We start from the raw sequence: 23,684 nt of genomic DNA on the forward strand, positions 1-23,684 counted from the left end.
GATTTTGTCCCTTTAGCACCTATTGTCGCGTTATGCCCACGCCCTACGGTTCACGAGGCGGCATGGCGTTCAGCGCGGACGAGCTGCGGGTGCTCCGACGTGCCCTTGCCATCGCCCTCCACCCCATGCCCCTGTCCGACGAGGACGTCCAGGACTGCCTGCGGCTCGCCGGCTCCGTGGACGAGGCGGCCGGCGAGGCGGGTCGGCTGCGAGCGTTCCTCCTCGCCGACCTCGCCCGCTACCGCAACGCCCTCCCCGGCTCCGCCGCCGGCTACCTGGAGCTGCTCCAGGATGCCCTGGCCGCCGGTTACGACCCCCGCCCGGACGATCTGGCCGCCCTGCGGGCCCTGCGCGGCGGGCGGCTCGCGGCGGCCCTCCTGGAGCGCTGCCAGGTGCTCGCCGAGCGTTCCGTACGGGCCCGGCTCGCCGGCCGCTCCGCCGGGCTCACGGCCCCCGGGCCCCGCAGCCGGCTGCTCGCCCTGCCCGGCGGCCGCGCCGCCGACCGGGAACCGGACCGCCCCAGGACCCCGGCCGCCCCGGACCGCCCGCAGAAGCCCGGCGACCGCCCGATGCCCAAGCCCTCCGAGGTCTTCCCGCCGCGCCGCCGCCCCGCGCCGCCGCCGTCCGAGGAGCGGGCGGTCGGCTGACCTCCGCGGTGTCCGACGCGGCGGCCTCCCACCGGGAGGTCGCCGCGTCGGGCCGTTCCGGGCTCGCTACTCTGGACGGCATGGACTACGTATCCGCGCTCGTGCCCCCCGTGGTGATGGCCGTCTTCTTCATCGCCCTGATCGTGATCATCGTCAAGAGTCAGGGCGGTCCGAACAAGACCAAGGAGGACGCCGTGGTGGACGCGGCGCTCGCCCGCGCGGAATCCGTAAAGCAGACCGCTCGTCCGGAGAACGCCTGATCGCGCGAGCGGCCCGTCCGCCCCGTAATCCTCCCGACGCGCACCCCCGGAGCGCACGACTCATCGGAGCCGTGCGCTCTTTCGTGGTGTAAATACCAGAACATTCAGGACATCTAGCACTAAAGTGATCCTGTGCCCCGCCCATTGGGAGACCTCGAAGACGCCGTGATGACACGCGTCTGGCAATGGAACCGACCGGTCACCGTGCGGGAAGTCCTTGAGGACCTTCAGCAGGAACGGTCCATCGCCTACACGACCGTGATGACGGTAATGGACAATCTCCATCAGAAGGGCTGGGTCCGCAGGGAAGTCGACGGCCGGGCCTATCGATATACGGCCGTCTCCACCAGGGCCGCCTACTCGGCCGCGCTGATGAACGAAGCCTGGTCACGCAGTGACAACCCCGCCGCCGCCCTTGTCGCGTTCTTCGGCATGATGTCCGCCGAACAGCGCGAAGCGCTGCGGGACGCTGTTCGCATGGTTTCCCCCAGCCCCGCCGAAACCCCCGGCAGCCCCGCCGAAACCCCCGGCGATCCCGCGGAACCGACCGCCGGCGCCGACGGAGATGACGCCCCGGCCGATGACGTGGAGCCGGAGAGCGGGAGATAGCGTCGGGGCATGTCCTCAGAGCAGCCAGAAAACGATCCGGATACCGAACTCCATACCGACCCGTCGGTAAATAAGCCCGCCATCACCGTCCGGCGGGCCAGGACGAGTGATGTCGCGTCCGTACGACGACTCCTCGACGGGTACGTGTCCGGAGGCATCCTGCTCGACAAAGCGACCGTCACCCTTTACGAGGACATCCAGGAGTTCTGGGTCGCGGAACGCGACGAGGACGCGACGGTCATCGGCTGCGGCGCGCTTCATGTCATGTGGGAAGACCTGGCGGAAGTGCGGACCCTTGCCGTCGACCCCCGCATCAGGGGCGCGGGAGTCGGACACCACGTACTGGACAAGCTCTTGCAGACCGCGCGATGGCTCGGTGTCCGCAGGGTTTTCTGTCTCACCTTCGAAGTGGACTTCTTCGCGAAGCACGGCTTCGTCGAGATCGGGGAGACGCCTGTGGACACCGATGTCTACAGTGAGCTGCTGCGTTCGTACGACGAGGGCGTAGCGGAGTTCCTCGGTCTCGAACGAGTGAAGCCGAACACCTTGGGCAACAGTCGGATGCTTCTGCACCTGTGATCTGCAGAAGGACCTGCAACCCTATGTCCGAATCGCGCACGTTTCCCGTCTTCTCGGGCTGCTGAACCTCTGCAGGGGGTTTGTGTTTTCGAGGGAAAAGCGGTTTCCTTTCCGCGTACTCCATTTTCGATGAAAGGAAATCCCGTGGCACAGAAGGTTCAGGTCCTTCTTGTCGATGACCTCGACGGCGTCGAGGCCGATGAGACCGTCACGTTCGCCCTCGACGGCAAGACGTACGAGATCGACCTCACCACGGCCAACGCGGACAAGCTTCGCGGCCTTCTCGAGCCCTACACCAAGGGTGGACGTCGCACCGGTGGCCGTGCCGCCACGGGCCGTGGCAAGGGCCGCGCAGTGGCCGGCGGTAACAAGGACACCGCGGAAATCCGCCGGTGGGCGCGGGAGAACGGCCACAATGTGAATGACCGCGGCCGCGTTCCCGCCGAGATCCGCGAGGCTTACGAGAAGGCCAACGGCTGATCCGTTCCACCCCTTGTCGGCGCCCCGGAACGGGCGCGTGACAGCCGGACCCGATGGCATTCGGTTGCCGCGGCGTCCACCAGGCGTACGAGATCGGGGGCATCCCCACCGCTGCTCCCGAAGCCCGCGAAGGCCGGCAGCATCCTCTCGGGCGCACGCCTCGGCTCTGGGGGCCGCAGCCACACAGCGGCCCCCGGCGAGTCCCCCGGGGCGCCCGGGAGAGGCGGGGCCGTGACGCGGCCCCCCGCGCCCACGGCGGTCAGGTCCAGTGCGACCGGGCCCCACTCCAGCCAGTCGAGCAGCCCCGGCAGCTCGTCGGCGCCGCCCGCGGCGACCAGCAGCCCCATCCGCGTACCGGACAGCAGCACGGGACCGGTGCGCACCCCGCGCCGCAGCACGGCGTGACCGGCCTCGGCAGGCAGCTCCAGCACATCGAAGAGCGCCCCGGTGAGCAGTCGCAGCGGAGTCCGTCCCGCGGTGGCCCAGCCCAGCTCCCTCGCGTACCGCTGAGCGAGTGCGGCATCGGCCGAACCCGGAGCGGCATCGGGTGACGATCGGGGCTGAGGGACGGTGGGAGACATGTCCGATGAACCGCCGAACCACCACCGAAGTTACGCAGGGTCCCCGAGGCGTCACGTTCAGTCCTGGCTGTGGGGGCGCGCGAGAGCGTTCAGCAGCGCAAGGATGTTCGCCCGTAGCGGAGGGAACCGGGGCGCGCCGCATGGACTGTCAGTGATTGCGGGTAAGACTTTCCTAGTGGGAAGGGGCGACACGCTGGCCGAGGCGTCTCACGTTCGCCATCGGCGTACTGGCGAAAGGGGTATCTGCCTGGCCTGCGGGAACATCGTCTCGCACCATCGGGTTGGAGCAGTTGTCAGCTGTTCGGCAGTAAGAATCCCCGCCAGGCGCGGGGTGATCCGGACGGATGTCGGCAGTTGGAATGAGCTGTCCCGTCCTGCGGGACTAGCATGCGGAAGGACTGGGAGGGGACCGACCCCTCACTGACCGACCGCTCTGAGGAGCGATTAACGATGTTCGAGAGGTTCACCGACCGCGCGCGGCGGGTTGTCGTCCTGGCTCAGGAAGAAGCCCGGATGCTCAACCACAACTACATCGGCACCGAGCACATCCTCCTGGGCCTGATCCATGAGGGTGAGGGTGTCGCCGCTAAGGCCCTGGAGAGCCTCGGGATTTCGCTCGAGGCGGTCCGCCAGCAGGTGGAGGAGATCATCGGGCAGGGGCAGCAGGCTCCTTCCGGGCACATCCCCTTCACCCCGCGAGCCAAGAAGGTCCTGGAGCTGTCGCTCCGCGAGGCACTTCAGCTGGGCCACAACTACATCGGCACCGAGCACATCCTGCTCGGCCTGATCCGCGAGGGCGAGGGCGTCGCCGCCCAGGTCCTCGTGAAGCTGGGCGCCGACCTGAACCGGGTCCGGCAGCAGGTCATCCAGCTGCTTTCCGGGTATTCGGGCGGCAAGGAGGCGGCCACCGCAGGCGGTCCCGCCGAGGGCACGCCCTCCACGTCCCTGGTGCTCGACCAGTTCGGCCGGAATCTCACCCAGGCCGCTCGTGAGTCCAAGCTCGACCCGGTCATCGGGCGCGAGAAGGAGATCGAGCGGGTCATGCAGGTGCTGTCCCGCCGGACCAAGAACAACCCGGTCCTCATCGGCGAGCCCGGCGTCGGCAAGACGGCGGTCGTCGAGGGCCTGGCCCAGGCGATCGTCAAGGGCGAGGTGCCCGAGACCCTCAAGGACAAGCACCTCTACACCCTGGACCTCGGCGCCCTGGTCGCCGGCTCCCGGTACCGGGGTGACTTCGAGGAGCGCCTGAAGAAGGTCCTCAAGGAGATCCGCACCCGCGGTGACATCATCCTGTTCATCGACGAGCTCCACACGCTGGTCGGTGCGGGTGCCGCGGAAGGCGCCATCGACGCGGCTTCGATCCTGAAGCCCATGCTGGCGCGCGGTGAGCTCCAGACCATCGGCGCCACCACGCTCGACGAGTACCGCAAGCACCTGGAGAAGGACGCCGCTCTGGAGCGCCGCTTCCAGCCCATCCAGGTCGCGGAGCCGTCGCTGCCGCACACCATCGAGATCCTCAAGGGCCTGCGCGACCGTTACGAGGCCCACCACCGGGTCTCCATCACGGACGAGGCGCTGGTCCAGGCCGCGACCCTGGCCGACCGGTACATCTCGGACCGCTTCCTGCCGGACAAGGCGATCGACCTGATCGACGAGGCCGGCTCCCGCATGCGCATCCGCCGGATGACCGCGCCGCCGGACCTCCGCGAGTTCGACGAGAAGATCGCGGGCGTCCGCCGCGACAAGGAGTCGGCCATCGACTCCCAGGACTTCGAGAAGGCGGCTTCCCTCCGCGACAAGGAGAAGCAGCTGCTGGCGGCGAAGGCCAAGCGCGAGAAGGAGTGGAAGGCCGGCGACATGGACGTCGTCGCCGAGGTCGACGGCGAGCTCATCGCCGAAGTCCTGGCCACGGCCACCGGAATCCCGGTCTTCAAGCTGACGGAGGAGGAGTCCTCCCGTCTGCTGCGCATGGAGGACGAGCTCCACAAGCGCGTCATCGGGCAGAAGGACGCCATCAAGGCCCTTTCGCAGGCGATCCGCCGTACGCGAGCCGGTCTGAAGGACCCGAAGCGCCCCGGTGGCTCGTTCATCTTCGCCGGCCCGTCCGGTGTCGGTAAGACCGAGCTCTCCAAGACGCTCGCCGAATTCCTCTTCGGCGACGAGGACGCGCTGATCTCCCTCGACATGTCGGAGTTCAGCGAGAAGCACACGGTTTCCCGTCTCTTCGGTTCGCCCCCCGGCTACGTGGGCTACGAGGAGGGCGGGCAGCTCACCGAGAAGGTGCGCCGCAAGCCGTTCTCCGTCGTCCTCTTCGACGAGGTCGAGAAGGCCCACCCCGATATCTTCAATTCCCTGCTCCAGATTCTGGAGGACGGTCGCCTGACCGACTCCCAGGGTCGGGTCGTGGACTTCAAGAACACGGTCATCATCATGACGACCAACCTCGGGACCCGGGACATCTCGAAGGGCTTCAACCTGGGATTCGCCGCCCAGGGCGACGTCAAGACGAACTACGAGCGGATGAAGACCAAGGTCAACGAAGAGCTCAAGCAGCACTTCCGGCCGGAATTCCTCAACCGTGTCGACGACACGGTCGTCTTCCACCAGCTGACCGAGGAAGACATCATCCAGATCGTCGACCTCATGCTCGCCAAGGTCGACGAGCGCCTCAAGGACCGCGACATGGGCATCGAGCTCAGCGGCGAGGCCAAGATGCTGCTCGCGAAGAAGGGCTACGACCCCGTGATGGGCGCCCGGCCGCTGCGCCGGACGATCCAGCGGCAGATCGAGGACATCCTCTCCGAGAAGATCCTCTTCGGTGAGCTGCGTCCCGGTCACATCGTGGTCGTGGGCACCGAGGGCGAGGGTGACGACAAGACGTTCACCTTCCGCGGCGAGGAGAAGTCGGCTCTGCCCGACGTCCCGCCGATCGAGCAGGCGGCAGGCGGCGCCGGCCCGAACCTCACGAAGGACGCGTGACGCGCGCCTAGGGCGTGAGCCCGAGCGTGTGTGAAGGGGCTGCCCCGGAACCGGTATCCGTACCGGTCCGGGGCAGCCCCTTTTCCTCTCGGCGGCCAGGCCCGGGTCAGTAGGTGAGGACCCTGAGCCGGTCGCCCAGCTGCTCCCACCCGAGGAGCAGCGGGGTGTGGCCCCTGCGAACCGTCACCTGGAGATCGGGTGAGGCGAGCAGGGGCGTCAGATCGAGCTCGGGGTCCGAGCGGCGTGCGGTCAGGGTCAGATGGGTGAGCCCGGGGAAGAGCAGGCCGGGCAGGGTCAGGTTCGCGGGGTTCTGCGGGGCCGTGATGGTCAGCTCCCTGAGCGAGGGGACCGGCCGGTCGTCGGAGACCAGTCCTTTCCAGGAGGTGGAGCCGAGCCTGAGCCGCGTGATCCGGCCGTGCCGCCGCACCGCGTCCACCGCGTCATCGAGCGAGACGGCCCGGGAGACCTGGAGATCCCGAAGGGAGTCCCAGTCGGCGAGGCTGTCCAAAGCCACCGGGCGGTCGCTGCTCACTTTCAGGTGCCGCACCCCGGGATGGACGGGGATCCGGCTGACCTGACCCGACGCGAGGCGGCTGATCTCCAGGTAGTTCAGCGCCGGAATACCGGTGACCGGGGCCAGGAAATCGGCGGGTCGGCTCATCATGTCCACGCTCAGCGCGACGAGGAATCTCAGCGTGGCCAGGGGCGCGAGGCTCTGCACCGCGGGGCAGGTGTCCAGTCCCAGCTGTTGAAGCGTGCCCGCCTGCGCGCCGAGTGCGGAGAGGTCGGTGACGTGCGGGTTCATATGGAGGTAGAGAACCTCCAGCCGGAGTTCCGCGAGTGCCGCGCGGAGCTCGTCCTGCGGCAGTTCGCCGGAGATGACGAGGTGCCTCAGGGACGGAAGGTGGCGCAGGGCGCCCAGTTGCGCCCGCTGGGCCAGCACGAAGTGCGCGGCCAGGTCGTAGTGGGCCAGCACATCGGCGGCGAACTCCTCCGGCGGGAAGGCTGACCAGTTCGTCGCCAGGCGGCTCACCGCGGACGGATGGGCGGCCGACCATTCCCGGGCGTGCGGGATGGCCGCGCTGCCGCCGATCCTGCCGAGCAACTGCACCACATGCCGGGCGTGCGGGCCGTCGGCCGCCAGGCTCCCGGGCGGGGGCAAAAAGTCCAGCGCCGATTCGCCGAGCCGGGCGAGCGCGTGCACCTGGTCGTCGTCTGCGGGCGGGAACAGCGCCTGCACGGTGTGCCGGACCCGTTCCCGTACCGGTCCGTCCAGCCAGGCCGCGTGCTGCGCGCACAGAGCGGCGAGGACATGCAGGGTGGTGCGCTGGGCCGACCCCTCCGCGTGCGCCTCGCCCACGTCGAGCAACCCGCCCACCAGTACGGCGAGTTCGCGCCGGCCACAGTGACCGGCCGCCAGCAGGACCACGTCCTGCCAGGGTTCCTCGTCCGCGTGCCGCAGCAGCTCCCCCAGATGGTCGTCCTCGATGAGCTCCTTCGCGGCCAGATAGTCCTGGAACGTGCGGTGGACGAACTGGTAGATGTCGTCCCCGTGTTCCTGGAGGAGGCCGCTGCGGTTGAGGAGGTGCGTGAGGATCTTCTCGGGCGGCCCCTGCGCGCTCACCCGCTCCATCCCCGCGAGACCCCGGGCGAGTTGGCGCAGGGCCTGTTCGCGGGTGCACTCCGACTGGCCCTCGCGGACCAGCCAGACGGCGACGCGCTGGAGGAGCTGGGTGTGCTCCTCCAGCTCCAGGTCGATGCCCTCGGGGGCCCCGATCCGCCGACGTCGGTCGCGGTTGCCGAGGAGCATTTCCAGCGCCGAGCGGTACAGCTGCCAACGGGTCTCCGGGAGGAAGCCGTCGCGGCGGCGGTGCAGGGCGCAGATCACCGCGCAGAGCAGCGGTGTGCGGGCCAGGTCGCGCAACGTGGGGTTCAGTTCGAACTGGCGGGAGAGATCCCGTTCGAGTTCGTCGAGCCGTTCGTGGTCGTCCTGCTCGGACAGCCGGGCGGCCCAGTGCCAGGAGGACACGAAGGTCTGGATGTCCTCGTTCCGCATCGGCAGCAGCCGCAGCTCCTCGAACCCCTCGGACCGCAGCCAGTCCGGCTCGACGGCGAGCGGCCGTACGGTCGCGACGCAGCGGGTCTCCGGGTAGCGGGCCAGGAGCTGCGCGAGCCAGGTGTGCGCCTGTTCACGGTCCTCGGGCGGCACCTCGTCCAAGCCGTCCACCAGCAGCAGGGCCCGCCCGGACTCCAGGGCCCGGCCCGCCCAGCCGTCCGGGGCCGCATCGATCACCAGGCCCGCCGCCCCCGACAGCTCCGCCGGGCTCGGGAACGTACCGCCGCGGGCGCGCAGCGTGCGCAGGGGCACCACGAAGGGGATCAGGCCGTTCAGCGGGGCCAGCGCGTCGACCAGGGTCCGGGCCGACGCGTGCGAGGCGAGCCACCACAGCAGGGTTGTCTTGCCCGCGCCCGCCTCCCCGCGCAACAGGACCCGGGGGCGGCCGGTGAGGAGGGCGTCGATGCGCTGGGGAAGCGACCGGGTGGGGCCCGTGGCGCGGGCCGACGGGGGCTGCGCCAGGGCCTCCAGGCTGAGATAGGCGGTGTCCAGGTCCCACTCGGAGTCGTGCCGGCTCAGCTCGTCCAGGCCGAAGATCTTCGTACGGCGGTACGCGACGCCGAGCGCCTGGGCGTACTCCGCCTCGTACCGGAGATCTCGCGGGAAGCTGCCGTGCACCCGTTCGTGGCGCGGGTCGGTCCCGGTCCGCTGGTAGACGAGGCGGAAGGGCTGCGCCGCCAGGACCGGCGCGAGCGGGACGCACTCGACCCGGCGGCCGTGGCGTCGGCGCGGGACCTGCCGGGCGACGCCCAGCAGCACGTCGCCCATGAAGACCGGGCCGCCCGAGAGCCCGGACAGCGCGGAGTCCGCGTCGTCCGGGTCCGCGGGGGGCGGGCCGTCGAGATCGCAGACCAGCAGGTCGCGGACCCGGCCCGCCAGGGGCAGGACCGTCGCCGTGTACTGGTCCGCCTCCAGCCGCCCGTCCCGGCTGTAGCGCTGGACGCGCGGGAAGCCGGTGATCTCGCAGCCGGGTATCGCCTGGCGCGTGTCGACCACGCCGAGGCGTACGGGCGGAACGTCGCGTACGGGCTCGACGGCCTCCAGCAGCGCCACGTCCAGCCGGTAGTCGATCCAGGCGACGGTCGCCCGCACCCGGGCCGTCAGGGCGGGATGGGCGATGAACACGGACCCGGACTTGACCACGTGGGCGCAGGTGAGGACCAGCCGGTCGGTGAGCAGGACGCCGCTGCCCTGCTGGATCGCGGTGACGACCACCGTACGGTCGGCGGGGTGGACGACGGGCGGGCTCATGTACGGGAGGCCCCGTCACCGAACCCCGCCGTCGACCCGTCGTCCTCGGTCCCGATCTCCCAGGCCTCGCCCGTCGCGGCGTTGCGCGGGGTCAGGGTGAAGGCCACCTTGTGCGTGCGGCCCGTGGTGCGTGCGGCGTCCGCGCCCGCCTCGACCACCCACGCCTTCACCTTGCCGCCCGCCCTGGCCTCCCGGCGCAGTTCGAGGGTGAACTCCATCTGGATGTCGCCGACGGCGAAGGAGACCGGGTGGTCCGTGGCCCGGGTCGCCGCGTCGATGAGCTGGTTGCGGATGGACGCGACGGCGTCGGCGAGCTCGATGCCGTCCAGTGCGTGGCCGTCCAGCGCGTGGCTGTCCGGTACGTGGGTCTCCGGTACGTGGGTGTTCTCGGCCGTCATGGGGTCCCCCCGGGGCGTGGTGCCGCTTTCCCGTCAGCGTAGTGAAGTAGCAGGCCGAAGGTCCCGAATCGGAAGGACCTAGGTCCCACCGGTGGTGACAAGGCGCACAGCCCGAAACAGGTCTACTACCCGGACTAGGAGAAAGGGGCGTGAACGGTGGCGGGACCTTCGGCCCGGTGTCGACGGGCCCTTCCGAGGTTCTGGGCGATACAGCACTTTCGCGGCACGATGTCCGGAAAAAGCCCCCTGGAACAGGCCTTAAACGTCTTCCGCGTGAAGGATGTCGTGGCCGCGCGCCCTTCCCTTAAAGGGGCAAGTGCGACGAATTCCCCCAGCCCCCTCTACGGCTTTTCATCGTAGATGGGGTGTTTGAGCACCGGCGGGGGTGCGGGTTACCAAGGTGGAGCAAGCCCGGACAGCACGCCGGGTCCACTCACCTTCGGAGGACTTCCTCGTATGAAGCGCGCAACGAACCAGCACACCATCCGCCCGTCCGCCTTCCGCGTCCGTGGCGCCGTCCTGGCCGCCGGCCTGGGAGCGTCCGTGGTGCTGGGTGCCGGAACGGCGTTCGCCTCCGGCGGCGAGGCCGCCGCGGCTCCCCTGGCCGCGGGCACGACCGCCAACTCCGTCGCCGCGCAGGCGACCGCCCAGGGCAAGGCCGCCGAGGCGGCCGCGAAGAAGGTCTCCGACGCGAAGAAGAAGGCCGAGGACAAGAAGAAGGCCGCGAAGAAGAACGCCGCCTCCTGGAAGACCCCGGTCAAGAAGTACACGCTGAGCGCCAGCTACGGCACCGGCGGCGCCCGCTGGGCCTCCAAGCACTCCGGCCAGGACTTCGCCGTGCCGATCGGCACCACGGTCACGGCCGTCCACAAGGGCACCGTCGTGAAGGCCGGCCCGAACGGCGCCGGCGACGGCCCCGCGTACGGCAACGCCGTCGTGATCAAGCACTCCAACGGCAAGTACTCGCAGTACGCGCACCTGTCGCAGGTCAACGTGAAGGTCGGCGAGACCGTGAAGACGGGCGAGAAGATCGCCCTGTCCGGCAACACCGGAAACTCCAGCGGCCCGCACCTGCACTTCGAGATCCGCACCAGCCCGAACTACGGCTCGGCGCTGAACCCGGCCGCGTTCCTCCGCTCGGTGCACGTCTCCATCTGATCCGGCCGGCGTAACCGCGCGACCCCACGCCCCGGAGCCCGGTGCCCGGTGCCCGGCGGACGCGCAGCACAACCGAAAAGAGTCAGTGGACCCGTTACACCCCGGTACCCGGGGCGTGCGCCCGGGTCACCCGTCCGACGGCGACGTCGAGGACAGCCAAACGGCTCACTCCTCGGGGTCGCCGTCGGCGTTCCACCGCGCCGTTCACCACGCTGTTCGATGGCGCCGTCCACCGCGCCGTCCACCAGGCTGTTCGACGCCGCCGTCCGCCGCCGCCGTCCACCGTGCGTCCGGCTCAGTCCGACGCCGGCCGCTGGTCCGCCATCCGCAGCACCGGGAAGCTCCCGGTCACCGTCGGCGCGTGCTCCGGCAGCCACAGCACCGCGATCGCCCCGCCCGTGCCCTTGGCCGCGCCCGAGGGCGCCGCGTTGCGAAAGGTCAGCCGGGCCCCCAGCACCCTCGCCTGGCCCGACGCGATCGTCAGGCCGAGACCGTGCCCGTGCCCGGCCCGGTCCATGCTTCCGGTACGGAACCGGCTCGGCCCGTCCCGCAGCAGCTCCTCCGGGAAACCCGGGCCGTGGTCGCGGACCCGGACCACCCGGCCCTCGACCGTGACCTCCACCGGGGTCGAGCCGTGCTTCGCGGCGTTCCCCAGCAGATTGCCGAGAATGCGCTCCAGCCGGCGCGGATCGGTGGACACCCACGACTCGTGCACCACCCGCACGGTCACCTCCGGGCTCAGCAGCCCTATCCGGCGGCTGACGAACTCGCCGAGCGGCAGCTCCTGGAGCTCCGCCCGCTCCGAGGCGCTGTCCAGGCGGGCCACCTCCAGCACGTCCTCGACCAGCGTCCGCATCGCCTGCGCCCGGTCCCGTACCAGCTCGGTGGGGCGGCCCGGCGGCAGCAGCTCGGCCGCCGTGAGCAGCCCGGTCACCGGGGTACGCAGCTCATGGGCGATGTCCGCGGTGACCCGGCGCTCCGCCTCGATGCGCTCGTTCAGCGCGTCGGTCAGCGCGTCGACCGCCCGCGCCAGCTCGTCGGTCTCGTCGCGGACGACCCCGCCGACGGCCTCCCTGACCCGTACGTCCGTCTGCCCCTGGGCCACCCGGCCCGCCGCTGCCGCCGCCTTGCGCAGCCGGCGCGACAGCTGGCCGCCGATGAGGACCCCGAGCGCACAGCCGCCGAAGACCACCGAGACCGAGCCGATGATCAGGGCCCGGTCCAGGTCGTCCATGATCGTGGCGGATCGGTCCGCGAACCGGGAGTGCAGCGAGAGCACGTCCCCGCCCGCCAGCGGTACCGCCGCCCAGACCTCGGGGACCCCGTCGGAGCCCTGCGTCACATGGGTGGCCCGGCGGTTCTTGCGGACCTCGTCGCGCAGGCTCGGCGGGATCCTCGGGTCGTTGAGCTTCGCCCCGAACTTCGGCCCGCCCTTCTGCATGTTCGTCGCCTCGTAGAACCGCTGGGCGCCCAGCAGCCGCTCCAGCTGCACCTCGCGGGCGTTCTCGATCATCGACACGCGGGCCGCGTTGTGCACCACGAGGCTCAGCGCCACCGCGACGAGCGCGCCCACCGCCGCGATGGCGATGCTGATCTTCCAGCGGACTCCGGTCCGCAGGGCCAGTCGCTTCATGCGCGCCCCACCGGCCGCTCCGTCGTCGCGGGGAGCTTCGTCCTCTCGGGCCGTTTCCTCCGCGCTGGCGGCTCCATCCCCACCGGCCGCTTCATCCGCGCAGCTTGTAGCCGAAGCCGCGGACCGTATCGATCCGGTCCTGGCCGATCTTGGTGCGCAGCCGCTGGACGTGGACGTCCACGACCCGGGTGTCCCCGCCCCAGCCGTAGTCCCAGACTCGCTCCAGGAGCTTGTCGCGGGACAGGACCGTGCCCGGCGCGGACGAGAACTCCAGCAGCAGCCGCATCTCGGTGGGCGTCAGCGCCACCTGCTCACCGGCGCGCCGCACCTCCATGCCGTCCGTGTCGACCTCCAGATCGCCGAAGACCAGCACTCCGCCGAACGTCTCGGCGTCCGCCTCCGCACCGCCCTGGCCCAGCCCGTCCGGCCCGGCCGCGTGGCCGAAGCGGCGCAGCACCGCCCGGATGCGGGCCACCAGGACCGCTCCGTCGAAGGGCTTGGTGACGTAGTCGTCCGCCCCGGCCTCCAGCCCCAGCACCACGTCGATCGAGTCGGCCCGCGCGGAGAGCATGATCACCGGGACGGTCGACTCGTCCCGGATGCGGCGGCACAGGCTCACCCCGTCAAGACCCGGCACCATCACGTCGAGCAGGGCGATGTCCGGCCGGTCGGCGCGGAACGCCTCCAGACCGGAGAGCCCGTCGGGCATCGCGGTGACCGTGAAGCCCACCCGCTCCAGGGCGAGCTGGGTGGCCTCGCGGATCACGTCGTCGTCCTCGACGAAGAGGACGTGGGTCTCGGCCATGGGGCTGCTTCTCGCTTTCCGTTCCCGCCCGGTTGCACCGGCACGACTTCGCTTCCGCCCGGTCTCAATTCCTGCCCGGCTCCACCGGCGCCTCCGACGGAACAGGTTCCACCGGCTCCACCGGTTCCACCGGCTCCGACTGCACCGGCAGATCGCCGTCCGTGCCCTCGACGGCACGGCTGAAGTCGTTGTGCACCCGGTCGTGCTCGGTGAAGCGGTCGCTCGCCCAACGGTAGGTGACGACCTCCGAGCCGGACGGGTACGCCAGCGGATCCTTCGACCCGTAGACCTGGGTCGTCACCACCAGGTCGCCCCGGTCGATCGTCCCGTAGACGGCGGGGACCTCGGCCGCGAAGACGTTCTTGTACGAGCCGTCGCCGTCCGCCCGGTACACATACGTTCCGACGCCCACCGAGTCGGCGCAGCTCATCACGTTGACCACCACGTCGGCGACCCGGCCGCCCGTCATCGACCCGTAGGAGGTGTCGACCGGATAGGCCTTGCCCGCGCAGGGCTTGAGCCCGTCCCTGACCTGCTCGCCCACCTTGGGGTCGGCCTTGAGCAGCCGCACGGCGTCGACCCGCCTGACGGGCGGGGTCGTGCCGGAAGGGCTGGCCCGGGGGGTGATCTGGGCGACCGGCTGACTGCCGGCGGGGCCCTCGTCCCGGGTGCCGGTGCCGCCCGTGGAGCAGCCGACGCCGAACAGGCCGAAGGCGACGAGTCCGGCCAAGGCCGTGCCACTCGCCGCCATACCGCTGCGGAACCCCCGGCTCCGGCGCGATCTCCCCGGATCGTCGCCGTCGTCCGAGCTCCCGGAAACGCTCACGGACGAACCACTCGGGGAGGATCTGGTCGAGGAGGAGCCACTCAGGGAGGAGTTGCTCGAGGAGGAATCACTCGACGCAGGGCCACTCCCGGAAACGCTGCCCAAGGAGTCGTCCCCGAAGCCGCCCCCGAAGCCACCCCCGCTGCCGCTGCTGCCACTCAGGCCGCGCACCGCTCCATCCCCCGCTCGTCGTGACGCCCGTTGCGCTGCGCCGGTGTGTGTGCCCTCGCCCCCGGCACCGTCGTGACGGGCGACCGCTGGGCGGGGACACGGGCGGAGGCGACCGGCACCGCGCTCCGGTGGCCCCCGGCCTCCCGGGCGACCGCCTCGCGGCTGACCAGATCGCGGCTTTCCAGCTCCTGGCGCAGTCGTGCCAGGGCCCGGTGCAGCGTGCTCTTGACCGTACCGGCCGACATGCCGAGCGCCGCGGCCGTCTCCTCCGTGCTCATCTGCTCCCAGTGTCGCAGTACGACGACGCTGCGCTGCTTGGGAGCCAGAATGCCCAGAATGTCCATCAGGAGGGCGCGGTCGGCGCGCTGCTCGCTGCCGTCGTCGACACTCGCGTCGGGCAGCTGCTCGGTCGGCACCTCTTCGAGCTTGCGCGCCCGCCACCACTCCGTACGGGTGTTGATCATGACGCGGCGCAGATAGGCGTCGGCCAGCGACTTGTCGGCGATGCCGTCCCAGCGGCCGTAGGTGCGCACCAGGGCGGTCTGCAACAGGTCCTGGGCGTCCACAGGGTCGGGAACCAGACGGCGCGCGCTGCGCAGCAGCGCATCCTGCCGTGTGCGTACGTAGTCCTCGAACGCGAGCACCTCGCCCTGCGCCATGACAACCGCCTCCGTCCCCGAACATCCCCGTGTCACCGCCGGGCCGCGGGTGTTCCGCGGTCCGGCCGGCCTGCTGTCGGAGACGCTACGGAGGCGTTGTCACGGCGATGTGCGGAGCAGCCGTAGGCCGGTGCACGGCTGCCCATCGGTTGTGTAACAGCGCGGGAGAGGACGTTCCCCCCGGACCGGGGCCATGCGCCGGGGGGTCAGGTCAGCGGCAGCCGGTACCGCCCGTCGGCCAGCGGCTCGACCAGTCCGTCGGCCACCAGCCCGTCCAGCGCACGGGCCCGCTGCACCGGCTCCTCCCACACCGCGTCCAGCGTGGCCTGGGCCACGGGGCTCACCGAGTCCCGCAACACCGCCAGCAGCCGCCCGCGCACCTGACGGTCGGTGCCGGCGTACGTCTGGCCCTTGCGCGGCGGACCCTGGTGCGCGGGCTTCCCGGCCAGCCGCCAGGCGCACCGCGAGGCGATCGGGCACCGGTCGCAGTCCTCGTTGCGCGCGGTGCACACGAGGGCGCCCAGCTCCATCGTGGCCGCCGCCCAGCGCGCCGCCCGCTCGTCCTCCTCGGGCAGCAGCGCCCGCGCGAGCTTGCGCTCGGCGGCCGTGGTCGCGTTCGGCGGGTACTGGACCCCGGACGCGGCGCGGGCGAACACCCGGCGGACGTTCGTGTCGAGCACCGCGTGCCGCTGTCCGTACGCGAACGAGGCCACGGCCGCCGCCGTGTACTCGCCGATCCCGGGCAGCGCCAGCAGCTGGGCGTGCTCGCTCGGCACATCGCCGCCGTGCCGTTCCGTTATCGCCTGCGCGGCCCCGTGCAGGCGCAGCGCACGACGCGGATAGCCGAGCCGGCCCCAGGCGCGGACCGCCTCCCCGGGCGCCTCGGCGGCCAGGTCGGCGGGGCGGGGCCAGCGGGCGAGCCACTGTTCGTACACCGGGAGGACCCGGCTCACCGGGGTCTGCTGCAGCATGAACTCGCTGACCATCACCGACCAGGCGCCCGCTTCGGGGCGGCGCCAGGGAAGATCGCGGGCATGCTGCTCGAACCACCCGATGACGGGTGCGTGGAGGGAGGCGGCGGGGGGCGTCTGTGTCGAAGTCATGGCAGTCATCGCACGGACGATCCTGGCACGGAAGAGGGAGCGGCGGTCACGGGCAGGGGAGTGTCGGCCCACGCGGCGGCCCAGGGGGTGACAACGCCACCCGTTCTGTCCCCTGTGACCGGATCCCCGTGATGATGATCGGCAAAACTTGCCGCCGGAGCGGCGGGTGGGGCCTGAGCGGGCCCGGATCTCTCGTAGAGTTCGGGACGTGGGATCTATGCGCAATCCGGTCGGTCCGCTTCCCTCCAGCATCTACTGGCGACGAAGGGCGGTAGCGGGACTTCTGGTTGCGCTGCTCGCCGTGTTGATCGCCTGGGGCGTGACGTCCGGAGGCGGTGGGGGGAACCGGAACGACGGCAAGTCCGGCGGCTCCGATCCGGTCGAGTCGATCACTCCCGGGCCGTCGCGCTCGGGCCCCGCGATCAGCCAACAGCCGGGCGGCCGCGACGAGTCGGATGAGGACGGCGGCTCCGGGGGCTCGGGCGGGCCGGGCGGCTCCGACGGTGGCGCGGGCGCGTCCTCCGGCGGCGCGGGCGACGGGGCTTCGTCCGACGGGGCGTCAACGGGCGGTGCGGACACGGCTGGTTCGGGAGCGGGCGGTTCGGGTGCGGGCGGCGGCACGGCCGGCCAGCAGGTCCCGGCCGGCTCCCCGCTCCCCGAGTGCAAGCCCGACGCGGTGCGGTTGAGCGTGCGGACGAAGGTCAGTTACGGCCCCGACGACAAGCCGAAGTTCGAACTGATCGCCAAGAACACCTCGTCGGCCGTGTGCAAGGCCGACCTCGGGCCGAAGAGCGCGGTCCTCACGGTGACCGAGGCCGGCGGCGAGGACGACGATCCGATCTGGTCCTCGAAGGACTGCCCCGCCGTGGCCGGTCCGCTGTTCCTGAGGGTTCCGGCGGGCGCGACGGTGATCCACACGGTCGACTGGAACCGCACGCTGTCCGCCCCCGGCTGTGCGACCCCGCCGGCCGGCAAGGCCGGCCCGGGGACGTACCTCCTGGAGGCGAAGACCCCCGGCGAACCGGTCCAGCGAGCGTCTTTCGTCCTCGCGAAGGACTGACCGGCGGGCCCGATCCCAGCCTGTCCGGCAACCCAGTCCGTGCGGCGTTCGAGGACGGAACCCCGCCGGCAACCCAGTCCGTGCGGCGTTTGAGGACGGGACCCCGCTGGCAACCCAGCCTGTCCGGCGTTTGAGGACGGAACCGTGCGGATGGGCGCGCGAGGCGTCTCTGGGGCCGGGCGAGCCAGGCAAACCCAGCCTGTCCGGCGTTTGAGGACGGAACCGTCCACGCGGACGAGCGAAGAACCCATGGGGCGGCGCGAGCCCGTATGAGCACCGCCCGCCCAGGCCCGGGGTTCCGTCCTCAAGCGCCGGACGGGCTGGTTGTGGCCGGGGGGTTCCGTCCTCAAGCGCCGGGCGCGGGCTGGTTGCGGCCCGGGCTCGTCCTCAAGCGCCGGGCGCGGGCTGGTTGTGGCCCAGGGGCGACGACCTCAAGCGCCGCACGGGCCGGCGGCGGCCGGGGTTCCGTCCTGGAGCGAACCGTCGGCACGACAGCGCCGGGCGGCACGCAGAAGAGGGCGCCACCAGGACGCCCTCAACCGCGGCCGATCTCAGACGTACCGCTCCAGGATCGACGACTCCGCCAGCCGCGAAAGCCCCTCCCGCACGCTGCGCGCCCGCGCCTCGCCGACGCCGTCCACGGTCTGGAGGTCGTCCACGCTCGCCGCCAGCAGCTTCTGCAGACCGCCGAAGTGCTCCACCAGCCGCTCGATGATCGCCCCCGGCAGCCGCGGCACCTTCGCCAGCAGCCGGAAACCCCGCGGGGACACCGCCGAGTCCAGCGTCTCGGGCGAGCCGCTGTAGCCCAGCGCCCGCGCCACCACCGCCAGCTCCAGCAGCTCCGTGTGGCTCAGCGCGTCCAGTTCGGTCAGCGCCTCGGCCACCGTGCGCGACCGCTTCGCCGTCGGCTCGGGGACGTAATCCCGGACGACCAGCTCCCGCTCCGGCTCCACCCCGGCGATCAGCTCGTCCAGCTGGAGGGAGAGCAGACGCCCGTCGGTGCCGAGCTCGACCACGTACTCCGCGATCTCCGTCGCGATCCGCCGCACCATCTCCAGCCGCTGCGCCACCGCCGTCACGTCCCGGACGGTGACCAGGTCCTCGATCTCCAGCGCGGACAGCGTGCCCGCCACCTCGTCGAGGCGCAGTTTGTACCGCTCCAGCGTGGCGAGCGCCTGATTGGCCCGGGACAGGATGGCGGAGGACTCCTCCAGGACCCGCCGCTCCCCGTCCACGTACAGCGCGATCAGGCGCATCGACTGGGAGACCGAGACGACGGGGAAGCCGCACGCCTTGGAGACCCGGTCCGCCGTGCGGTGACGGGTGCCCGTCTCCTCCGTGTGGATCGAGGCGTCCGGGACCAGCTGCACGCCGGCCCGCAGGATCTTGGTCATGTCCTTGTCGAGGATCAGCGCCCCGTCGAGCTTGCACAGCTCGCGCAGGCGCGTCGCCGTGAACTCCACGTCCAGCACGAATCCGCCGGTGCACATCGACTCGACGGTCTTGTCCATGCCCAGCACGATCAGCCCACCGGTATTGCCGCGGAGAATGCGCTCCAGGCCGTCCCGCAGGGCCATTCCGGGCGCGACCGCGCTCAACGAGGCGCGCATCAGCGCCTCGTTACCGGTGCCTTGGCCGGACTTTCCGGGCGTCGTCGCCCGGTCGTTGGCTGCCACTGCACTCCTCCGGTCACAGGTTGCGGTGCCCTTGCGTCCCCCATGCCGTGTCCACGGGCGGGCGAGACCAGGGCAAAGTCTACCGGCGCGCGCTCTCCTCCTGTGGTGCCTCCTGACGAGACCGGCGCGGGAGGACCCGCAGAGCATCGCCCATGTCGGCGACTTCGGTGACCTTCATACCGGCGGGGACTCTTCCCGGGTCGGTCGGAACGAGCGCGTGGGTGAAGCCCAGACGGTGTGCCTCGGCCAGCCTCCGCTGCACCCCGGTGACCCTCCTGACCTCGCCCGCGAGCCCCACCTCACCGATCGCGACCAGGTTCTTCGGGAGCGGGGTGTCGCTGGCCGCGCTGGCCAGCGCGAGCGCGATCGCCAGGTCCGCGGCCGGCTCGGTGAGCTTCACGCCGCCCACCGTCGCGCTGTAGATGTCCCGCTTGCCGAGCGCGCTGATCCGGCCGCGCTGCTCCAGCACGGCCAGCATCATCGAGACCCGGGAGGTCTCCAGACCCGAGGTGGTGCGCCGGGGCGAGGGGATCTGCGAGTCGACGGTGAGCGCCTGCACCTCGGCGACCAGGGGCCGCTTGCCCTCCAGGGTCACCGTCAGACAGGTGCCCGGCACCGCCACGTCGCGGCGGGTCAGGAAGAGGCCCGAGGGGTCGGCGAGACCGGTGATGCCCTCGTCGTGCAGCTCGAAGCAGCCGACCTCGTCGGTCGCCCCGTAACGGTTCTTGACGCCGCGCACCAGCCGCAGCCGGGCGTGCCGGTCGCCCTCGAAGGACAGCACCACGTCCACCAGGTGCTCCAGCAGCCGGGGCCCGGCGATCGCGCCGTCCTTCGTGACGTGGCCGACGAGCAGCGTGGCCATCCCGCGCTCCTTGGAGGCCCGGATCAGCGCCCCGGCGACCTCCCGGACCTGGGCCATCCCGCCGGGCGCGCCGTCGATCTCGGGCGAGGCGACCGTCTGCACCGAGTCCAGGACGAGCAGCGAGGGCTTCACCGCGTCCAGATGGCCGAGCACCGCGGAGAGGTCGGTCTCCGCCGCGAGGTAGAGGTGGTCGTTGATCGCACGGATCCGGTCGGCCCGCATCCGGACCTGGCTCGCGGACTCCTCGGCGGTCACATAGAGCGTGCGGTGGTCCTCGCTCGCCGCCTTGGCCGCCACGTCCAGCAGCAGCGTCGACTTGCCGACGCCAGGCTCGCCCGCCAGCAGCACGACGGCGCCCGGCACGAGTCCGCCGCCGAGCACCCGGTCCAGCTCACCGACGCCGGTCGAACGGGCGGTGGCCTGCCGGCTGTCGACCTGGCCGATCGGCACGGCCGCCGTGGAGACCCGGCCGGCCGCGGTGGTACGCACGGCGGGGGCGCCGCCGAACTCCTCGACCGTCCCCCACGCCTGGCACTCGGGGCAACGGCCGAGCCATTTGGCGGTGGTCCAGCCGCATTCGGTACAGCGGTAGGACGGCCGGTCCTTCGCGGATTTCGTACGGGCAGCCATGGCGCCACCGTATAGGTGGGGTACGACAACGCCTCCAGGGCGGCGGCGTGCGGGGCACCTCCGCGCGCAGGGCGCACGGAAGCGCGCCGGAGCACTACGGGCGGAATGCGTGGCCCCTGTCCTCTTTCGAGGGATACGTTCACCCGTAAGGATTAAATGTGCTCCAGGGGCACTTGGGACATGTGCTCCTTTGCCTACGGTCGCCGGGTGATGAGCAGCAGGCTGGAGACCCCGACGCACACCACCGGCGCACACCGGGCGCACCGCCGAGCGACCCAAGCCCCGGCACAGCGACCGCCCGCACGTTACGAGCCGTATCTCGACGGACTCTTCACCTACTGCCTCTCCGTGCTCTGCGACCACGACGCGGCCACCGAAGCGCTCGGCGCCGCCCTGTCGGTCGCGGACCGGCAGGACGCCCGGGGCCCCATGGCCGAGGAGGAACGTAAATCCTGGCTGTACGCGCTGGCCCGGTGGATGTGCCTGCGCACCCTCACCGAGCGCGGACGCGGCCGGCAGGCCCACCGCCGCCCCTCCGGGACGGCCAAGCCGCTCCGCACGGCCAAGGCCTCCGCCACGCGCAAGACCTCCGCCACCCGGCAGAGCTCCGATACGCCGAAGGGCTCCGGTACGCGGAAGGGCTCCGCCACTCGGAAGGGATCCACGACCTCCGCGCCGCCCTGGCACCCGGGGGCGCACACCGCCCGGCGCACGCCGGAGCACACCTTGCCCGCCACCCCCGAGGACGCCACCGCGCCCGCCCCTTCCGAGTCGCCGGCCGCCGAGGCCCGCCGCCGGGAGCTCGCCACACTCGCCTGGCCCGAGGCCGCGGGCACCACTCCGGAGCAGCGCGAAGCCCTCGAACTGGCCGTGCGCCACGGGCTCGCCCCGCGCGCCGTCGCCACCGTGCTCGGTCTGGAGCCGGCCACCGCCCGGGAGCTGCTGTCCGGCGCGGCCTGCGAGGTGGAGCGCACCCGCGCGGCCCTCGCGGTCGTCGAGACCGGCGGCTGCCCCACCGTCGCCCGGATCACCGGCGACCACCGGGTGCTGCTCTCCGCCACCCTGCGCCGCGAGCTCGTCCGGCACGTCGACGACTGCCCCCGCTGCCGCCGTGCCGCCGAGCGCGCCGATGCCGCGGGGCCCTGGCCCGGAGCGGCCCTCGCCCCGGTCGCCGCCCTGCCCGTCGTCGAGGCCCCCCGCCCCTCCGTGTACGTCGCGATGGCCCAGGCCCAGCGCTCCCGCGCCGCCGGCCCGCGCTTCGACCGGGCCGGGTATCCGCTCGACCCCAAGGACCAGGCCGCCCGCCGGGACCGGCTGCGCGCCCGGGTCGTGACGACCACGGTCGTCGCGACCGTGGTCGCCGCCCCCGTGATCGCCCTGTGGGCCGCGTACCGGGGGGCGCCCCAGACCGGTGAGGGCCACGACGGGACCTCGGTCACCGCCACGGAGGCCGACGGCGTCGGCGGTACGAGCGGCGACTCCTACAGCGCCACCGACCACACCGGCGACGGCCGCCCCGGCAACCGCTTCGGCGCCCGCGTCCCGGATGTCACCGCCGAGGTCGTCAGCACCGGCGGCGTGCGGCACGGCGACGCCCGGCTCACGGTGACGGCCCGGACCTCCGGGACCGTCACGACGCTCACGCTGACCGCCTCCGGCCGTGGGCCGGTCAGCTGGTCGGCGGTGACGGACGCCCCGTGGCTGCGCCTCAGCCGTACGTCCGGCGCGCTCCCGGCCGGGCAGAGCACCACGATCGCGGTCTCCGTGATCCAGGACGCGCAGCCGGGCGGACCGTGGCGGGCCCGGATCTCGCTGACGCCCTCGGGTTCCGCCGTGCTCATCGACGGTCACGGGGCGACGGCCCCGACGACGGGCGGCCCGCGCCCCACGCGCCCGGGAACGGGCTCACCCCGGCCCACGGACCCGGGCACCACGGACCCCGGCCCGACCGACCCCGGCCCGACCGATCCAGCTCCGACCGACCCCGGCCCCACCGACCCCGGGCCGGGCCCGACCGACCCCACCGGGCCGCCGGACCCCACGGACCCGCCGGACCCGACCGACCCGCCCGAACCGACACCGGACCCCACTGATCCCACCGACCCCACCGACCCGAGCGACCCGAGCCCCACGGACCCGGCCGCGACCGACCCCGGCCCCTCCGCGCCGGACCCGGCGGGCCGAGCGCCAAACGCGGCGGGCTGAGCCCCGGGCCCGGCGGGCCGAGGGCCGGCCGGCCTCGGACTCAGCGCTTCTTCGGCGCCGGGAGCGGGTCCGCCGGGTGCGGGGCCATCGGCAGCAGCGACGACAGCCGCTCCTCGCAGAGCTCGACCAGCCGGTCGTACCCCTCCTTGCCCATCAGCTCGATCAGCTCCGGGCGGTAGGACACGTACACCGGGTCACCGGCCCCGTGCGCAGAGGTGGCCGAGGTGCACCACCAGTGCAGGTCGTGACCGCCCGGGCCCCAGCCCCGGCGGTCGTACTCACCGATCGTCACCTGGAGCACCCGCGTGTCGTCGGGCCGGTCGATCCAGTCGTACGTCCGCCGCACCGGCAGCTGCCAGCACACGTCCGGCTTGGTCTCCAGGGGCTCCTTGCCCTCCCGCAGGGCCAGGATGTGCAGCGAGCAGCCCGCCCCGGCGGGAAAGCCGGGCCGGTTCTGGAAGATGCAGGAGCCCTCCCAGCGGCGCGTCTGGCGTTCGCCGTCCTCGTCGACGCCGACCCATCCCGTCTCCGCACCGACGTCGTGGAACTGCCACAGCTCGGGAGTGAGCCGGGCCACGTGCCCCGCGACCCGCTTCTCGTCGTCCTCGTCGGAGAAGTGCGCGCCCAGCGTGCAGCAGCCGTCGTCCGCGCGGCCCGCCTGGATGCCCTGGCAGCCGCTGCCGAAGATGCAGGTCCACCGGGAGGTCAGCCAGGTCAGATCGCAGCGGAAGACCTGTTCGTCGTCGGCCGGGTCGGGGAATTCCACCCAGGCCCGCGCGAAGTCGATGCCCTTCTCGTCGGACGGGGCCGGTCCGCTCGCCCCCGGCTGTGCTGCCTGCTTGTTCGACTTCTGCTTCTTCGTGGCTTTGTCCTGCTTAGCCTTTTTCGTCTTTGGCACGCGGACAGCGTAAGTCCGACCGGCGCATGGGGGGCGGCGTCGCGGGGCTGGGAGCGCGCATCTGCCGCGTTGTCGTCAATCACCATGGCTCCGCCATG

At 71.8% G+C, this 23,684-nt stretch carries 20 protein-coding genes; 9 read left to right on the forward strand and 11 right to left on the reverse strand.

The annotated features are described in order from the left end of the window. Window positions 1-62: 62 nt before the first annotated feature. The 5 genes from ACH4KB_RS36355 (at window position 63) to ACH4KB_RS36375 (ending at window position 2,575) form a co-directional block, all read left to right on the forward strand. On the forward strand, window positions 63-647 hold the full coding sequence (locus ACH4KB_RS36355) for a hypothetical protein (RefSeq protein ID WP_398071167.1): 585 nt from the start codon (window positions 63-65) through the stop codon (window positions 645-647). Window positions 648-727: 80 nt separating this feature from the next. After that, window positions 728-907, forward strand: a complete 180-nt coding sequence (locus tag ACH4KB_RS36360) for a hypothetical protein (RefSeq protein ID WP_097967278.1) — start codon at window positions 728-730, stop codon at window positions 905-907. Window positions 908-1,075: 168 nt separating this feature from the next. Beyond that, window positions 1,076-1,516 carry a BlaI/MecI/CopY family transcriptional regulator gene (locus tag ACH4KB_RS36365; protein ID WP_398071133.1) on the forward strand — a complete coding sequence of 147 codons (441 nt, stop codon included), beginning with the start codon at window positions 1,076-1,078 and terminating at the stop codon, window positions 1,514-1,516. A 9-nt stretch (window positions 1,517-1,525) separates the two neighbouring features. After that, on the forward strand, window positions 1,526-2,095 hold the full coding sequence (locus ACH4KB_RS36370; RefSeq protein WP_398071135.1) for an amino-acid N-acetyltransferase: 570 nt from the start codon (window positions 1,526-1,528) through the stop codon (window positions 2,093-2,095). A gap of 144 nt (window positions 2,096-2,239) precedes the next feature. Next, window positions 2,240-2,575 (forward strand): Lsr2 family protein, encoded by a 336-nt coding sequence (locus tag ACH4KB_RS36375; protein ID WP_003968298.1) that lies wholly within the window; start codon window positions 2,240-2,242, stop codon window positions 2,573-2,575. Here ACH4KB_RS36375 and ACH4KB_RS36380 read toward each other — a convergent pair. Beyond that, window positions 2,554-3,156, reverse strand: a complete 603-nt coding sequence (locus tag ACH4KB_RS36380; protein WP_398071136.1) for an SCO3374 family protein — start codon at window positions 3,154-3,156, stop codon at window positions 2,554-2,556. The genes ACH4KB_RS36375 and ACH4KB_RS36380 overlap by 22 nt on opposite strands. A 450-nt stretch (window positions 3,157-3,606) precedes the next feature. Between ACH4KB_RS36380 and ACH4KB_RS36385 the strand changes: the two genes are divergently transcribed. After that, window positions 3,607-6,135 carry an ATP-dependent Clp protease ATP-binding subunit gene (locus ACH4KB_RS36385; RefSeq protein WP_007456892.1) on the forward strand — a complete coding sequence of 843 codons (2,529 nt, stop codon included), beginning with the start codon at window positions 3,607-3,609 and terminating at the stop codon, window positions 6,133-6,135. Between the two features lie 106 nt (window positions 6,136-6,241). Here ACH4KB_RS36385 and ACH4KB_RS36390 read toward each other — a convergent pair whose 3' ends face one another. Together ACH4KB_RS36390 and ACH4KB_RS36395 are read right to left on the reverse strand one after the other, a co-directional pair. Beyond that, a complete protein-coding gene (locus ACH4KB_RS36390) occupies window positions 6,242-9,502 on the reverse strand; it encodes an NACHT domain-containing protein (RefSeq protein WP_398071138.1) in 3,261 nt (1,086 codons plus the stop codon). Continuing rightward, window positions 9,499-9,900, reverse strand: coding sequence for a trypco2 family protein (locus tag ACH4KB_RS36395; protein WP_398071140.1), 402 nt, complete (start codon window positions 9,898-9,900; stop codon window positions 9,499-9,501). The genes ACH4KB_RS36390 and ACH4KB_RS36395 overlap by 4 nt, the downstream gene beginning before the upstream one ends. A gap of 456 nt (window positions 9,901-10,356) precedes the next feature. On the opposite strand from ACH4KB_RS36395, the gene ACH4KB_RS36400 reads away from it, so the two are divergent. Next, window positions 10,357-11,058: a M23 family metallopeptidase gene (locus tag ACH4KB_RS36400; RefSeq protein WP_398071141.1), complete on the forward strand. Its 702-nt coding sequence runs from the start codon at window positions 10,357-10,359 to the stop codon at window positions 11,056-11,058. A 295-nt stretch (window positions 11,059-11,353) separates the two neighbouring features. Here ACH4KB_RS36400 and cseC read toward each other — a convergent pair whose 3' ends face one another. From cseC to ACH4KB_RS36425, 5 genes are all read right to left on the reverse strand, one after another. After that, window positions 11,354-12,691 carry a two-component system sensor histidine kinase CseC gene (cseC, locus tag ACH4KB_RS36405; protein ID WP_398071143.1) on the reverse strand — a complete coding sequence of 446 codons (1,338 nt, stop codon included), beginning with the start codon at window positions 12,689-12,691 and terminating at the stop codon, window positions 11,354-11,356. A gap of 91 nt (window positions 12,692-12,782) precedes the next feature. Beyond that, entirely contained in the window at window positions 12,783-13,496 is a 714-nt protein-coding gene (cseB, locus tag ACH4KB_RS36410) for a two-component system response regulator CseB (RefSeq protein ID WP_359622135.1), read from the reverse strand. 64 nt (window positions 13,497-13,560) lie between these two features. Next, window positions 13,561-14,247 (reverse strand): hypothetical protein, encoded by a 687-nt coding sequence (locus ACH4KB_RS36415; protein ID WP_398071169.1) that lies wholly within the window; start codon window positions 14,245-14,247, stop codon window positions 13,561-13,563. A 233-nt stretch (window positions 14,248-14,480) separates the two neighbouring features. After that, the gene (locus ACH4KB_RS36420; RefSeq protein ID WP_398071145.1) at window positions 14,481-15,152 is read right to left on the reverse strand and encodes a SigE family RNA polymerase sigma factor; all 672 of its coding nucleotides are present in this window, start codon (window positions 15,150-15,152) and stop codon (window positions 14,481-14,483) included. Between the two features lie 206 nt (window positions 15,153-15,358). Next, a complete protein-coding gene (locus ACH4KB_RS36425; protein ID WP_398071147.1) occupies window positions 15,359-16,264 on the reverse strand; it encodes an A/G-specific adenine glycosylase in 906 nt (301 codons plus the stop codon). A 292-nt stretch (window positions 16,265-16,556) separates the two neighbouring features. On the opposite strand from ACH4KB_RS36425, the gene ACH4KB_RS36430 reads away from it, so the two are divergent. Continuing rightward, complete coding sequence (locus ACH4KB_RS36430) at window positions 16,557-17,315, forward strand: hypothetical protein (protein WP_398071171.1); 759 nt, start codon at window positions 16,557-16,559, stop codon at window positions 17,313-17,315. 551 nt (window positions 17,316-17,866) lie between these two features. On the opposite strand, the gene disA is transcribed toward ACH4KB_RS36430, so the two are convergent. Further along, window positions 17,867-18,991 (reverse strand): DNA integrity scanning diadenylate cyclase DisA, encoded by a 1,125-nt coding sequence (disA, locus tag ACH4KB_RS36435; RefSeq protein WP_007456913.1) that lies wholly within the window; start codon window positions 18,989-18,991, stop codon window positions 17,867-17,869. A gap of 79 nt (window positions 18,992-19,070) precedes the next feature. Then, window positions 19,071-20,483, reverse strand: coding sequence for a DNA repair protein RadA (radA, locus tag ACH4KB_RS36440; protein ID WP_398071148.1), 1,413 nt, complete (start codon window positions 20,481-20,483; stop codon window positions 19,071-19,073). A 210-nt stretch (window positions 20,484-20,693) separates the two neighbouring features. On the opposite strand from radA, the gene ACH4KB_RS36445 reads away from it, so the two are divergent. Beyond that, window positions 20,694-22,688, forward strand: a complete 1,995-nt coding sequence (locus tag ACH4KB_RS36445; RefSeq protein WP_398071173.1) for a hypothetical protein — start codon at window positions 20,694-20,696, stop codon at window positions 22,686-22,688. A gap of 40 nt (window positions 22,689-22,728) precedes the next feature. Here ACH4KB_RS36445 and ACH4KB_RS36450 read toward each other — a convergent pair whose 3' ends face one another. After that, window positions 22,729-23,586, reverse strand: a complete 858-nt coding sequence (locus ACH4KB_RS36450; protein ID WP_398071149.1) for a hypothetical protein — start codon at window positions 23,584-23,586, stop codon at window positions 22,729-22,731. Window positions 23,587-23,684 lie beyond the last annotated feature (98 nt).

Origin of the sequence: Streptomyces sp. NPDC017520 (assembly GCF_044329855.1) — a bacterium.
Taxonomy (GTDB): domain Bacteria; phylum Actinomycetota; class Actinomycetes; order Streptomycetales; family Streptomycetaceae; genus Streptomyces.